14 protein-coding genes are annotated in these 13283 nt (G+C 45.9%); 10 read left to right on the forward strand and 4 right to left on the reverse strand.

All coding sequences use genetic code 11. The features are described 5' to 3' along the window. Positions 1-2: 2 nt before the first annotated feature. The 4 genes from queA (at position 3) to E4V70_RS01615 (ending at position 3177) form a co-directional block, all read left to right on the forward strand. The gene (gene queA / locus E4V70_RS01600; protein WP_122862184.1) at positions 3-1031 is read left to right on the forward strand and encodes a tRNA preQ1(34) S-adenosylmethionine ribosyltransferase-isomerase QueA; all 1029 of its coding nucleotides are present in this window, start codon (positions 3-5) and stop codon (positions 1029-1031) included. 71 nt (positions 1032-1102) lie between these two features. Further along, positions 1103-2056 carry a hypothetical protein gene (locus tag E4V70_RS01605; RefSeq protein WP_232037798.1) on the forward strand — a complete coding sequence of 318 codons (954 nt, stop codon included), beginning with the start codon at positions 1103-1105 and terminating at the stop codon, positions 2054-2056. A 126-nt stretch (positions 2057-2182) separates the two neighbouring features. Next, positions 2183-2545 carry a VOC family protein gene (locus tag E4V70_RS01610; RefSeq protein WP_232037799.1) on the forward strand — a complete coding sequence of 121 codons (363 nt, stop codon included), beginning with the start codon at positions 2183-2185 and terminating at the stop codon, positions 2543-2545. Between the two features lie 29 nt (positions 2546-2574). Continuing rightward, the gene (locus E4V70_RS01615) at positions 2575-3177 is read left to right on the forward strand and encodes an alpha/beta hydrolase (protein WP_122862182.1); all 603 of its coding nucleotides are present in this window, start codon (positions 2575-2577) and stop codon (positions 3175-3177) included. Between the two features lie 245 nt (positions 3178-3422). On the opposite strand, the gene ruvX is transcribed toward E4V70_RS01615, so the two are convergent. From ruvX to ilvC, 4 genes are all read right to left on the reverse strand, one after another. Further along, the gene (gene ruvX / locus E4V70_RS01620) at positions 3423-3797 is read right to left on the reverse strand and encodes a Holliday junction resolvase RuvX (protein WP_122862181.1); all 375 of its coding nucleotides are present in this window, start codon (positions 3795-3797) and stop codon (positions 3423-3425) included. Between the two features lie 465 nt (positions 3798-4262). Next, complete coding sequence (gene dprA, locus E4V70_RS01625) at positions 4263-5030, reverse strand: DNA-processing protein DprA (RefSeq protein ID WP_122862179.1); 768 nt, start codon at positions 5028-5030, stop codon at positions 4263-4265. Next, a complete protein-coding gene (locus E4V70_RS01630; protein WP_122862178.1) occupies positions 5027-6652 on the reverse strand; it encodes a divergent polysaccharide deacetylase family protein in 1626 nt (541 codons plus the stop codon). The genes dprA and E4V70_RS01630 overlap by 4 nt, the downstream gene beginning before the upstream one ends. After that, positions 6653-7675 (reverse strand): ketol-acid reductoisomerase, encoded by a 1023-nt coding sequence (ilvC, locus tag E4V70_RS01635; RefSeq protein ID WP_122862177.1) that lies wholly within the window; start codon positions 7673-7675, stop codon positions 6653-6655. Between the two features lie 129 nt (positions 7676-7804). Between ilvC and E4V70_RS01640 the strand changes: the two genes are divergently transcribed. The 6 genes from E4V70_RS01640 to rpsR all read left to right on the forward strand — a co-directional run bounded on the left by E4V70_RS01640 (position 7805) and on the right by rpsR (position 12861). Beyond that, on the forward strand, positions 7805-8623 hold the full coding sequence (locus tag E4V70_RS01640) for an HDOD domain-containing protein (RefSeq protein WP_122862176.1): 819 nt from the start codon (positions 7805-7807) through the stop codon (positions 8621-8623). Beyond that, positions 8620-10539 carry an RNB domain-containing ribonuclease gene (locus tag E4V70_RS01645; RefSeq protein WP_122862175.1) on the forward strand — a complete coding sequence of 640 codons (1920 nt, stop codon included), beginning with the start codon at positions 8620-8622 and terminating at the stop codon, positions 10537-10539. The genes E4V70_RS01640 and E4V70_RS01645 overlap by 4 nt, the downstream gene beginning before the upstream one ends. Further along, positions 10532-11518, forward strand: a complete 987-nt coding sequence (holA, locus tag E4V70_RS01650) for a DNA polymerase III subunit delta (RefSeq protein ID WP_122862174.1) — start codon at positions 10532-10534, stop codon at positions 11516-11518. The genes E4V70_RS01645 and holA overlap by 8 nt, the downstream gene beginning before the upstream one ends. 90 nt (positions 11519-11608) lie before the next feature. After that, positions 11609-11995 carry a 30S ribosomal protein S6 gene (gene rpsF, locus E4V70_RS01655; protein ID WP_122862173.1) on the forward strand — a complete coding sequence of 129 codons (387 nt, stop codon included), beginning with the start codon at positions 11609-11611 and terminating at the stop codon, positions 11993-11995. Positions 11996-12004: 9 nt separating this feature from the next. After that, entirely contained in the window at positions 12005-12586 is a 582-nt protein-coding gene (locus E4V70_RS01660) for a single-stranded DNA-binding protein (protein ID WP_122862172.1), read from the forward strand. Positions 12587-12600: 14 nt separating this feature from the next. Continuing rightward, a complete protein-coding gene (gene rpsR / locus E4V70_RS01665; RefSeq protein ID WP_002946417.1) occupies positions 12601-12861 on the forward strand; it encodes a 30S ribosomal protein S18 in 261 nt (86 codons plus the stop codon). Positions 12862-13283: the final 422 nt, after the last annotated feature.

Below are 13283 nucleotides of genomic sequence, written 5' to 3' on the forward strand. Positions count from 1 at the left end.
AAATGAGTCAAATTTTAAATCCAAACTCGCTTGACGCCTACGACTACGAGCTACCGCTGGAGCTAATAGCAAATTTCCCGACCTTTCCCAAAGAGGACGCGAGACTACTAGTTTACGAGCGGGCTAGCAAAAAAATCTCTCATCTAAAATTCGGCGACTTGCCTGAAATTTTACCTCCTTGCGATATTATTTTTAACGACACTAAAGTCGTAAAGGCTAGAATTTTCGGTAAAAAACAAAGCGGCGGCGAAACGGAGCTTTTACTAAACTCTCCGCTTGCGGACGGTAAATTTAGCGTCTATATAAAAGGCAAGGTTCGCGCAGGCAGCGTTTTAAATTTTGGCGAAAATTTGACCGCCGAGGTCTGCGAGCTCTTTGGCGACGGCTCGCGCACGGTCAAATTTAGCCAAAATGACCAGCTTTTGGACACGGCCGCGCTTTATAAAATCCTATCTCACATCGGCCACGTGCCTCTGCCGCCATATATCAAGCGAAGTGACACCAAAGACGATGAGAGCTGGTACCAAAGCGTGTTTGCTAAAAACGAGGGCGCAGTGGCGGCTCCGACGGCGAGCTTGCACTTTAGTGACGAGATGATTGCGCGCCTAGCCAAAGGCCGCGAGATAGCCTACCTCACGCTGCATGTGGGCGCTGGGACGTTTAAGGGCGTGGAGAGCGAGGATATCACGCAGCACAAGATGCACGCGGAGTTTTACGATATCCCGCAAGATACGCAAAATTTAATCAACTCAAACAGACCGATCCTAGGCGTAGGCACGACAGTAACGCGCTGTGTGGAGGAGTTTGCTAGAAGCGGCAGATCTAGCGGCGAGTGCAGACTGTTTTTAAATTTAAACAACAAACCCATCCGCCAAAACTACCTTCTTACAAATTTTCACCTGCCAAAATCAACGCTAATCATGCTAGTAACCAGCTTTATCGGACTTGAGCAGACTATGCGGATTTACAAAACCGCCGTGGAGCAAAAATACAAATTTTACTCCTACGGCGACGCGATGCTGGTTGTATAGCCGTGAGTTTCGCGTATATTTTTCTGATTTTTGCCGCATTTTATCTAGCGGTTTTGGGCGGTTGCTATTTTATGGATAAATTTAGAAGGTCAAACGGAGTGATAAAAAAAGAAACGACGCAAAAAAACGGTACGAGCGAGACCAGCAAATCTAGCGAGGCAGACACGCTACCCAAAGTCGATATTGCAGGCGGTTTGCTGTTTTTAGCCTCCTCACTCAACGAGGATGCGCAAAAAAACACGAACTACGTGCTGCTAGACTACGACATCGCCTATCCTAGGCTATTTTACGCAGATATTGCAGCCCTTGCAAAGCTCATAGATGCGATGGCGCAAACTTTCCTTTTAAACGTCTCAAACTCGACCGTTACGATCAAATTTTTGCTCTCAAACTACTACAAAAATAACATCAAATTTACCCTTAGCGTCCACTGCGATCACGACTTTTTTACGGTCAAAAGCGCGCCTCGAGTAAACATGAACGCTCAAAGCCGCAAATACTATGAAACAGCGATGGCGCTAGCCGAGCAAAACGGCTCAAGCATTAGATTTGAGTTTGATCACGGCGTGCGCATTAGCACCGAGATTTCGCTGCGTCTTTGCGACGATAAGCTCGATCTCATGCAAAGCTTTAAAATAAAAAATCCAAAAAATTTTAGCGCCCTCGTCGCCGAGCCAAACCCGCACTCGTTTAATATCATCAAAAAAGATCTCGAGTTTATCGGCATCGACGTGAAGCCGAGCAACGAGTGGAGTATCGTAAAACGCCACATAGAGGATATGATATTTCGCCCAAACGTCGTCTTTATCGAGGAGAGCCTGCTACGCGAGATAGATGGCGCTCTATCTACGCTTTTGATAGAAAAAAAGATCGCGCTAGTCGTGCTAAAAACCACGAACGCAGCGGTAAATTTAAACCCGAAAATCCGCGCCTGGACGCTAGTTCAGCCCTATCTATCCGACACTCTCGTGCGTATCTTAAATGAAGCTTACGAATTTGAGATGCAAAACGGGGATAAAATTTAGCTTTTTGAAATTTTACTCGCATTTTTTAAAGCCCGCACAACCGCCGATTTTGTTTATTAACGTCAAATTTGATCCAAAACCTCTAGCTCCAAAATGATATAATAAACCAAAATATCGGAGGCGCAAATGAATAAAATAACCTGCATCTGCCTGGGCGTGCGAAGCATGCAAAGGGCGCTCAAATTTTACCACGACGGCCTGGGATTTCAGACGGATCGCAAAGACGACGACCCGCCCAGAGGCAGCGGATTTGGCGGCATCACGCTAGCCTACAACGCAAAAAACAAAGAGGACGTAGCTAGCGTCATAGAGCTAGTAAAAAAGGCGGGCGGCACCATCGTCAAGGAGCCCCAAGATACGTTTTGGGGCGGATATCACGCGTATTTTGCCGATCCAGAGGGATACTACTGGGGGGGCCCGGTTTTAAATTTGACGAGGACGGGCTGCTCAAATTTAACTAGTTGCGGCGTCAAAGCGCTTTTATTTTAGCTGCTTGCCCGCCGCAAAAAGGCAAAATCATGAAAGATATAGTCGTATACATACACGGAAAAAATGGAAGCGCGGCAGAAGCAGCCCGCTACCGACGGCTTTTTGCAGATAGCGACGTGCTTGGATTTGATTACGAAGCGCGCACGCCATGGGAGGCGAAAGAGGAATTTGCGCCGTATTTTGAGTCCATCCTTAAAAGCCGCAAATCCGTGACGATCGTAGCAAACAGTATCGGCGCGTTTTTTGCCATGCACGCCTTGCGGGACATGCGTATAAAAAAGGCGTATTTTATCTCCCCTATCGTAAATATGGAAAATTTGATCCTAAACATGATGTCGCAGGCAAACGCGAGCGAGGAGGAGCTGCGAGATAAGGGCGAACTGAGCACAAAATTCGGAGAAAAACTTTCGTGGAGATATCTTTGCTACGCTAGAGAACATCCTACCCTCTGGACTGTGCCGACGCATATTTTATACGGCGAAAACGACGATCTAACATCTTTTGAAACGATTTGCGAGTTTGCAAACCAAGTCGGCGCAACGCTTACCGTCATGAAAAACGGCGAGCATAGATTTAGTACGGCGGAGCAAATGCGGTTTCTGGATGATTGGATACGGCACTATAGCCGGTAGCGGCGCCTAACTGGGCTTGGAGGAGCTTTTATGCCGAGTCCATACGGTCAAATTTGACTCAATATCCGCCGCTCAAGCCGCTCTTAAATTTTACGCAAAAGCCTCAATTAAATTTACCGCGGAGGCGAAAATTTAGCTCAAATTTTACTCGACCTCCGCGCTAGCAACGACCGGCCAAGACCCCCCCCGACATAGCCTAGCATAAAACTCAAATTTACCGCCGTTTTACCGCGCGTCAAATTTGCTCAAAGCCCCAAATACCGCTTTAAAATAATCATCGCCGCGATACTATCCAGCCGTCCGTCGCGTCTGTCCTCGACGTAAATTTCGCTCGCCTCAAAGCTACTCATCGCCTCGTCCTGATAGACCACTTCGCCGTCAAATTCCAGTAGCGACACGAAGTGTGCGATCCGCCGTCGCATCTCATCCTCGCTGGATCCCCCAAGCGGCACGCCCACGACCAGCTTTTTTGCTCCGTATTCGCGCAAAACGGCGCTAACGTCGCGCGCGGCTTGATTGCGATTTTTACGCAGTACGGGCGTTTGCGGCATCACGGTTTGCCCGACGGCTAGCGCCACGCCGATACGTTTTAGCCCCACGTCGATGGCCATTATGCTCATTTTCGTCCTTTAGATTTTGATTTTTGCGCCTGATTTTGGTTATTTGCAGGCAAATTTATATCAAAAAATCGCTGCCGTTTGCCGATTTTTGCGAGACATTAAATTTATATTACAACAAATCCGCGCAAAGTGAAATTACCGAAACAATTAAACCCGCCGCAAACAAATTTGCCGTAAAATTTATCGCGAAAATTTGCCTAATCTTAGCAAACATAGTCCGCTAGAAATGTTACTCCAAGCAAGCTCGAGCAAATTTAAAAAACCGCAAAAACGAGCGAGCGAATTTCACTCTCGCATGCCAAAAAATTTACGTAATCCTAAAATTTAAAAATCGCCTGCAAACCGCACGAATTTAAACTAAAAACTGCTTAAATTTGCCGCCGTTTAGCTTGGTCTTTTAAAATTTAAACCACTCGTCTGGCGCAAAATTTAAATCTACGTCCTTGCAAAACAGATAGAGCAAATTTACTCCGCAAATACCGTAAGCCCAGATATTCGCACTTTGCCTTCCAGTTCGTATTCGTAAATTTTATCGCCGAATTTCGCCAAGGCCGTATCGAGACTCGCGCCGTTTTTGCAAAATTTTATCACCTCGTCGTCTTGCGCAGACGCAGGTTTGCCGCCGAAACGAAGCGCAAATTCGTCAAAATCGTTTATCAAATTTGCCGCGCCGCTAGCGACCAGCTCGTTCGTCCCGTCGCTCTCGCCTAGGCGCTGAGGCAGCGTAAATATCGGCACGCCAAGCTCCTTTGCCATGCGCGCGCTTTGCATTGAGCCACTTCTGGTATCGGCCTGCGCCACGACCAGGGCCTGCGAGAGCGCGACCACGATGCGGTTTCGCTCCAAAAATCTATATGCAAGCGGCGGTTCGCCTGGTTCATACTCGCTAAGAGCCAGCGCATTTTGGTAGATTTCTTTGATGATTTTGGCGTTGCTTTGCGGGTAGATTTTATTTAGTCCGTTGCCAAAAACGGCGACCGTATGCGGATACGCGCCCTTGTGCGCGGCGATATCCACGCCGATAGCCGCACCGCTAACTACGCAAACGCCGCTGTTTGCCAGCGTCCTAGCCAGCGCCTCTACGCACTGCCTGGTGTAGGCGCTTGCCTTTCTTGAACCCACGATCGAGACCATCGGGCGCTCAAGCAGAGCCAAATTTCCCTCGAAATAGAGCTTTTTCGGCGGCTTTTTAAGACGCAAAAGACCGCTAGGAAGCTCGGCTAAGACGTTCAAAAAAGATCCTTTAGATAGACGACCTCGACCTCTTGCAGGAGTTTGGCGCTTTCTTGCAGGACCTCGATCGTGTTTTTGTGCGGATGGCCGATCGCGATGGCGTATGAGCGCTTTTTAGCTAGCTCGACGGCGTATTTTAGCTGCTTTCGCACCGCTGCTTTTGAGCCGTCGTGATCCAAAAATACGTCGCGCGCGATGTAGGGCATAGAGTATTTTTTCGCCGCGCCGTAAACCTTGGTCGGCGAGGTCGTCTTACTATCGACGAAGATCAAATTTTCGTCCCGCATCGCTCGCATCAGCCTATCCATCGCGGCCGCATCGCTAGTAAAGCGACTGCCTGTGTGGTTGTTGATGTATTTTAGATCCGGAAAATCTCGCTTGATGCTTTGCAGTTTTTTAGCGATCTTTTCGTAGTCGTCGTTTACCGTCAGAGTGCCGATCTCAGCGCCATTAAAGCCGCCTAGAGCCTGCATAGGCAGGTGGATCATATAAAAGCTAAAACGCCGCGCCAAAACAGGCGTCTCCGGGTGGGCGGAGGTTGCCGGGAAAAAGGACGGCGTGAGCTTTAGATTTACCGATTTTATCGCGTCTGTTTGGTGCTTATACGCCACGTCGTCGATGATGATGACTAGACGCGGTTTGTAGCCCGCTTTTACGGCGGCCTTTACCTCGTTTGGCTCGGGCGCGGTTTTTTTATCCGTTTTTTGCGAGTTTGTGAATTTGGCTTTTTCGTCCTTTTTAGGCTTTTCTTTTTCGATCTTTTCTTGCTCGTTTTGCTCGGAGTTTTGCGGCGCGTTTTCTGCGTCAAATTTCGCCTCGACCTGCCCCCCCTGATCGTTTGCGTCGCTAAATTCGATATGGATTTTTTCTTTTTTTAGCGCTTGCTCGAGGGAGTTATTTTGCGCCTGCGGCATAGGCGTATCGTCAAAGATTACGGCTTCGGAATTTGCAAAAATATGCGTTCTTTGAGGCGCTCGAGAGCCATCAAATTTAACGGTATCGCCGTTACTTTGAGCGGATTTAGGGGGTTCGCTTTTAGAGCTTAAATTTGTCAAATTTAATTCGCCGACTTTTTTAGCGCTCGCCCCGTCAAGCTCGGATGTATCGCGGGAGGCTAAATTTCCGCCCTCAGGCGAGATTTTATCCTTTATCCTCTGCGCGTTCTGTCCGTCTTTATCAAATTTAGCTTGCTCGTTTGGCGAATTTAAACCGCTTGTTCCCTCTGCCTTAGCTTTTTCGTCGCCGATTTTTGCTTTACCTTTAGCTTCTGCTTCGTCAAAAAGCGCCTTTATATCGGTCAAATTTGCTCTCGAGTGCACGCCCGATGCGGCTTGCGCGTCTTTTATGGTGACTTTTTCGGAGCCGTTTGAGGCCGAAAGGCTTGGCTTGTGGCTTAAATTTTGCTTTTGATCAGGCTCGCTTTTATCGCCGAAATACCGCTCGATTTTAGCGATCAGCGCATTATCGCTTTTAACTTTTACCCTGACGTCCAGCAAATAAAACGCCCCGACAAGCAAGATACAGGCGATGAGAAAAGCGAAAAGTAGTAGCTTTAGGCCGCCGCGCGAGCGCCCCTTTTTGGAGCGCCTTTTCGCGGCCTTTTTTCTAGGTTTCGAGTTCAATTAGTTTTTGCTTTGATCTATGAGTTTGCCGGCACTGATCCAAGGCATCATGGAGCGTAGTTTTTTGCCGGTTTGATTTAGTAGGCCTCTTTCGGCGATACCGCGCTCTGCGTTCATGCGGACGTATCCGGCCTTGCGTTCTAGGATGAAGTCTTTTGCAAATTTACCGTTTTGGATCTCTTTTAAAATTTCTTTCATCGCTTTTTTGCTGTCTTCGCCGATGACGCGCGGTCCGCTCACGTAGTCGCCGTACTCTGCGGTGTTTGAGATAGAGTAGCGCATATCCGCCATACCGCCTTGATACATTAGATCCACGATTAGTTTTAGCTCGTGCAAGCACTCGAAATACGCCATCTCAGGCTCGTATCCGGCATCGACTAAAGTCTCAAAGCCCGCGTTTACTAGTGCGCAAAGCCCGCCGCAAAGCACCGCCTGCTCGCCGAAAAGATCGGTCTCGGTCTCGTCTTTAAAGGTTGTCTCAATGATGCCTGTTCTGCCGCCGCCGATCGCGCTAGCGTAGCTTAGAGCTAGCTCTTTAGCCTTTCCGCTTGCGTTTTGCTCTACGGCGATTAGATCAGGGATGCCGCCGCCTCGCACAAATTCGCTTCTTACCGTATGGCCGGGCGCTTTTGGGGCGATCATGATGACGTCGATGCCTTCAGGAGCTTTGATCTGTCCGAAATGCACGTTAAAACCGTGTCCAAAAGCTATCGCGTCGCCCTCGTTTAAATTCGGCTTTATATCTCGCTCGAAAATTTCGGCTTGAAGCTCGTCGGGAGTCAGTATCATTATGACGTTTGCGGCCTTTGCGGCTTCGGCTACGGTTTTTACCTCAAAGCCCTTCGCTTCGGCCTTCGCCCAGCTTTTACCGCCCTTTGCAAGACCCACGATCACCTTTACGCCGCTATCGCGCAAATTTTCAGCGTGCGCGTGTCCTTGCGAGCCAAAACCTATCATCGCCACGGTTTTGCTTCTAATCAAGCTTAAATCGCAATCTTTGTCATAGTAAATACTTACTGCCATATTCTCTCCTCTTAAAAAATTTGTGAGATTATACTACCTAAACACTGAAACAAACTTGACTTTAAGTTTTTTAAAAAGCCTTTTAGTGTAGAATTAGCGATTATAAAATCTCGATATGAAGTGGGAAAAATGAACGAATCAATCTATAAACATATAAAAGCTCTTCCGCCGCTTGACGACACGGTCGTAAAAATTCAAGCCATTTGCAGAAACGAAAATAGCTCAATGAACGATCTATCCCAAGTCGTCGAAAAAGACCCGATGCTAACGGCAAACGTCTTACGCTCCGCAAACTCTCCGCTTTACGGATTTAGTAGGGAGATAACGACCGTTTCTAGAGCGGTGGCGCTGTTTGGCATGGCGACGGTTCGCGGTTTCGCCCTATCAAGCGCGGTCAAAAAAAGCTTTAAGATAAATTTGGATCCTTACGGCATCACAAACCAAGATTTCTTAAATATATCCATGATACAAAACGCATTGATGTACAACTGGTACTCGAAAATAAACGCTAGCGATCTTGCGATTTTAAGCCCCGCTTCGTTTATGCTCGAAGTCGGTAAAATCGTCATCTCTAACGAGCTAAATGAATCCGGCAAAGCGGCCGAATTTAAGGCAAATTTGAAAAACATTTCAAATCCTTTCGACCTATCTGAGCTTGAAAACAAAATCGTCGAGATTTCAAACGAAACCGTAACGGCTAAAATTTTCGAGCAGTGGAATCTAGAGTCTGAGCTAGTCGATGCGATTTTGTATTCAAACAACCCAGACGACGCGCCGGAGCACATAAAAAGCTATTCAAAAGCGCTTAAAGTCGTAAAAAGCGCGGTAAATATATTCAACCAGCTAAACGACGATAATCTACAAAACACGCTAATGCATCTCGACGAATACGGCTTTGCGCAAGATAAATTCCTAGAAGCCGTCGCAAAAGTCAAAGCGAATTTGTGAAAGAATTTTTAACCAAACTACTTGACGGAGTGAGCGAAAAGGAAGTCGCCTCCTCCGATAAAGAAATCCTACGAAATTTACTAAATTTAAACGCCGTAAGCCAGCACAAAGATCGCTACTATCTAAATAACGGCTTTGTCTGCGGCAAACTCGATATAAGCGCGAACGGCACGGGCTTTTTGGCGCCTTACGACAAACGCTTCAAGCAAGATATAATAATAGAAAATAAAAATTTAAACGCCTCGCACTACGGCGACATCGTACTGGCAAAGCTCCTGCCGCTAAAGAAAAAACGCCAAAGCGCCAAAGTCGTAATGACGCTAAAACTCGCCAACGAAACGAGCGTAGTCTATACCAAACAAATAGGCTCGGTAATCCTTGGCGTAAACGTAAAAACCGCGCTTAGCTCGCCACTAAAAGCGTCGCAAAAATCTCTAAAAATGTTGCCGCCAGGCACGCTACTAAAAATCGGCAATCTAAATAACGAAATAGTCGAAGTCATCGGCAATATAAACGACCCACTTAGCGACGAGAAAATCTCGCTCGCCGTATTTAACAAAAACGACGAATTTAACGAGGAGTGCGAAGCCGAAGCGCTCGCGTGGGGCGATGAGGTCGATGCCGCGATGTATCCGCAAAGGGTAGATTTAAGGGAACTGCCTTTTTGTACGATCGATCCCGTCGATGCCAAAGACTTTGACGACGCGATATATTTTGACGAGAAAAAGCGAGAAATTTACGTCGCGATCGCAGACGTTAGCGAATACGTCACTCCCTACTCTCCGATAGATGCAGAGGCCAAAACGCGCGGATTTTCGATATATTTTCCGCATAAAGCCGTGCCGATGCTGCCACGAAATTTGAGCGAAAATATCTGCTCGCTTAAGCCAAATACCGCGCGCCTTGCGTTTTGTTTCAAAATCACGCTAGATGAAAACTGCGAAGTTGTAAAAGAAGAGCTCTTAGAAGCCGTTATCGTCTCACAAAGACGCTTTAACTACGACGAGGTCGATCAAATCTTACGCGGCGAACGCGAGGACGAGACCGGCTGGATCAAGCCTCTTTTCGCGCTCACTTCGAGTCTGCGCAAAAAACGCCTGAAAAACGCGTTTGACTTTAGAACCCAGGAGCTTCGTATGAGCCTTGACGCAGACGGCGGGCTTGCCTCTACAAGATTTGAGACCGACACCGACTCGCACAGACTCGTCGAGGACTGCATGCTGCTAGCCAACGTCGCTGCGGCAAAACGCATCGGTAAAGGCATTTTTAGAAATCACGGCTCGCCGGATCTGCGAAAAATCCAAATTTTGCTCGAAGACCTCAGCGCTCTGGGCTTTGACTTCGTTTATGAGAGCGATATCGCAAATTTGGTTCGCAAAATCCAAGCGCAGGCCGACGCCGTAGGCAACCGCGAGGAGATCGACAAACTCATCATCAAATCGCAAAAAAAGGCCGAATACGGCGCGCAAAATTTAGGCCACTTCGGACTGGGATTTGAGCGCTACACGCACTTTACGAGCCCGATCCGCCGCTACTCCGACCTTACGTTGCACCGCCTTTTAAAGGCCAAACTGCGCAACGACGAGAAATTTTTCAACTACCTGCTTTTAAATATCGAAGCGACTTGCTCAAATTTAAGCGAACTCGAGCGCGAAGCCGACAGGGTCGCGTTTGACTTTATGGATAGAAAATTCGCGCGCTGGGCAAAAGAGCGCATCGGACAGCGATTTAACGCCTATATCAGCGAAAATCAAAACGTCGCGATCGCCAGGCTTGACGACGAGATAAAAGGCGCTAGGATATTTTTGGGCGCGTACGGCGCAAATTTACTACAAAAAGTCATCGTCGAAATCACGGACGCAAATATCGCAACAGCCGAAATTTTCGGCAAGGTCGTAAAGAAAATCGATGTATAGAAAAGAGCTTGAGGCCGCGCTAAATTCGGCTAAATTTCCAAATTATTTTTTGCTTTACGGTGCGGACGAATACCAAATCGAGCTTTTTGCGAAGGAAATTTTAGCCAAATTTAAAGATTTTGAAATTTTGAGCCTTTACTACGACGAGTACGATTTTGACGTAGCGCGCGCGCACCTTTGCGAACCTTCGCTATTTGGCGGCAGCCCGCTTTTGCACGTAAAAAGCGATAAAAAAATCCCCGCAAAAGAGCTAAAAATCCTGATAGACGGTTGCAAAAACGGCGGCGCATTCGTTTTTGAGCTTTTTGAATCCGACGCCAAAGCCGTTTTTGATACACAAAAGGCTTTCGGGGTAAATTTTGCGAGATTTTTTAAACCGGGCTCGCCCGAAGAAGCCGTAAATTTACTCGGCAGACAAGCCGCAAAAATGAACCTAAATATTACAAAAAACGCGCTTTTTGAACTCTACCGCATACATAACGAAAATTTATATTTAGCTGCAAGCGAGCTAAATAAACTAGCCTCTCTAAACGAGCCAATAAACGAAAATATCGTAAGAAGCTTGGTCTTTTCGCTATCAAGCGTGAGTTTTGACGATTTTTTCGATAAATTTATCGCGCTAAAAGATATCAGGGCCGATTTTTTCTCCTACGCGGACGATGGAAATTTTAATGAAATTTTATTTATAAACTCGCTTTACCGCGCGTTTTTTAGGCTCTTTAAACTACATGCCGGCATCAAGATAACAGGAAAATTCGACATCAAAGAAACGCTCGGCTATGCGCCGCCGCCAAACGTCGCAAACGAACTAAAAAGGCAGTGTCTGGCAGTAAATTTAAAAGCGTATAAAGAAATATTTACCGAGTTAAATTTGGCGGAATTTGAACTAAAGGCAAACTCTGCGCTCGATAAAAAAACTTTTTTACTCTCCTGCGTACTCGGCCTACAAAATCTTATCGGTAAAAACAGCAAATATTAAGTAAAAAAAAGATAAAATCAGCTCTTGTCGAAAGACTTCCTTGCCCGTTTGCAACCGCGCAAACGAGCTTAATACCCACAAGGAGAATCAATGAAGCACTACGAGCTTTTATTTATTTTGAAGCCTACTTTGACGGAAGAAGAAGTAAGCGCAAAAGTTGATTTCGTTAAAGAAATCCTAACCAAAAACAGCGCAAATATCGCGTCTGTGCAGTCTATGGGCACTAGAAAACTAGCCTATACCGTAAAAAAATACGAGCGCGGAACGTATTTCGTCGTGTATTTCGAGGCTCCGACCCAAGCTATCGCCGAAGTCGAGCGTATCATCAGAATCACCGAAGAGATCATCAAATTCTTAACAGTCAAATTTGAAAACAAAAAAGAGATCGCCGCTTGGGAAAAGATGAGCAAGGGCATCAAACTAAACAAAAAAGAACCGAAAGTCAAAGCAGAAGAAGCTCCAGCAGCGCAAGAATAAGGACGAAAAATGTTTAATAGAGTCGTTTTAGTAGGAAATTTAACACGAGATATCGAGCTTAGATATACGACTGCGGGCGCAGCCATAGGCAACAGCGCCATCGCCGTAACGAGAAAATTTAACGTAAACGGCGAAAAACGCGAAGAAACGTGCTTTATTGATATAACATTTTTCGGAAAACAAGCGGAAATAGCAAATCAATATCTTTCCAAAGGCTCAAAGCTTCTAGTAGAAGGCCGCTTAAAATTCGACCAGTGGACGGACAATAACGGACAAAATAGAAGCAAACACACGATCAGCGTGGAAAATATGGAGATGCTAGGCGGAGGACAACAGCAAGGCGGATATAATCAAAATAGTAATCAAGGCTATCAGCAAGGCGGTTACCAAAATAACGGCTACGGCGGCGGCTATCAAGGCGGACAAAATCAGCAAAATAGCTATGCTCAAAGCAGCGCACAAAGGCAAAATTTTAATAAACCGCAGCAACAAAAGCAACAGCCAAAAGACGAATACTACGGCGATAACGTCCGAGAAATAGATATAGATGCCGACAAATACGATGACGGCGACGAAACCATACCATTTTAATTAAGGAAAAAACGATGGCTGAAAAAAGAAAATATTCACGCAAATACTGCAAATTTACAGAGGCAAAGATAGATTTTATCGACTACAAGGACACTTCGCTTTTGAAGTACTGCTTGTCAGAGAGATTTAAAATCATGCCAAGACGCCTAACCGGCACTTCTAAAAAGTACCAAGAGATGGTAGAAAAGGCTATCAAGCGTGCTCGCCAAGCAGCTTTGATACCTTACGTAGTCGATCGCGACGACGTAGTAACTAATCCTTTTGAAGGACTATAATTTTTAAGCCCTTTTTAGGGCTTATCTTTTCTTTTCAAATTTTCTAAATTTTACACTCTTCGCTTTTCTCAGGCTCAATTCCAATACAAATATTTTTACTTAAAATAAGTATAGTGGTATTGGCACTAACGAGATTAAATTTTATAACTTAGCATCATAAACCCACACAGAAAACATCATATGCTAAATTTTAGATCGATTGATGGCACATATTTTATAAATTCATACCAAAGTAGCATATGTTGCAAGATTATGCATACGGAATGCAAGAATGTTGTTTGCAAATTTGAAGTATCGAGATCCAAGCTAATTTATATAAATAAATCAGTGCTCAAATTTTATGGGTAACCAAAAATTTATACACCCTATCCAGCCGATTTTAGATACTTATCATATTAAAAAAGAATTTCAAAACATAAAAT

It is taken from the genome of Campylobacter showae, assembly GCF_900699785.1.
Lineage (GTDB): Bacteria > Campylobacterota > Campylobacteria > Campylobacterales > Campylobacteraceae > Campylobacter_A > Campylobacter_A showae_D.

Coding starts and splice junctions, on each gene's coding strand:
- queA (WP_122862184.1), top strand. CDS start 3: ATGAGTCAAATTTTAAATCCAAACTCGCTTGACGCCTACGACTACGAG.
- E4V70_RS01605 (WP_232037798.1), top strand. CDS start 1,103: ATGGATAAATTTAGAAGGTCAAACGGAGTGATAAAAAAAGAAACGACG.
- E4V70_RS01610 (WP_232037799.1), top strand. CDS start 2,183: ATGAATAAAATAACCTGCATCTGCCTGGGCGTGCGAAGCATGCAAAGG.
- E4V70_RS01615 (WP_122862182.1), top strand. CDS start 2,575: ATGAAAGATATAGTCGTATACATACACGGAAAAAATGGAAGCGCGGCA.
- ruvX (WP_122862181.1), bottom strand. CDS start 3,797: ATGAGCATAATGGCCATCGACGTGGGGCTAAAACGTATCGGCGTGGCG.
- ilvC (WP_122862177.1), bottom strand. CDS start 7,675: ATGGCAGTAAGTATTTACTATGACAAAGATTGCGATTTAAGCTTGATT.
- E4V70_RS01640 (WP_122862176.1), top strand. CDS start 7,805: ATGAACGAATCAATCTATAAACATATAAAAGCTCTTCCGCCGCTTGAC.
- holA (WP_122862174.1), top strand. CDS start 10,532: ATGTATAGAAAAGAGCTTGAGGCCGCGCTAAATTCGGCTAAATTTCCA.
- rpsF (WP_122862173.1), top strand. CDS start 11,609: ATGAAGCACTACGAGCTTTTATTTATTTTGAAGCCTACTTTGACGGAA.
- E4V70_RS01660 (WP_122862172.1), top strand. CDS start 12,005: ATGTTTAATAGAGTCGTTTTAGTAGGAAATTTAACACGAGATATCGAG.
- rpsR (WP_002946417.1), top strand. CDS start 12,601: ATGGCTGAAAAAAGAAAATATTCACGCAAATACTGCAAATTTACAGAG.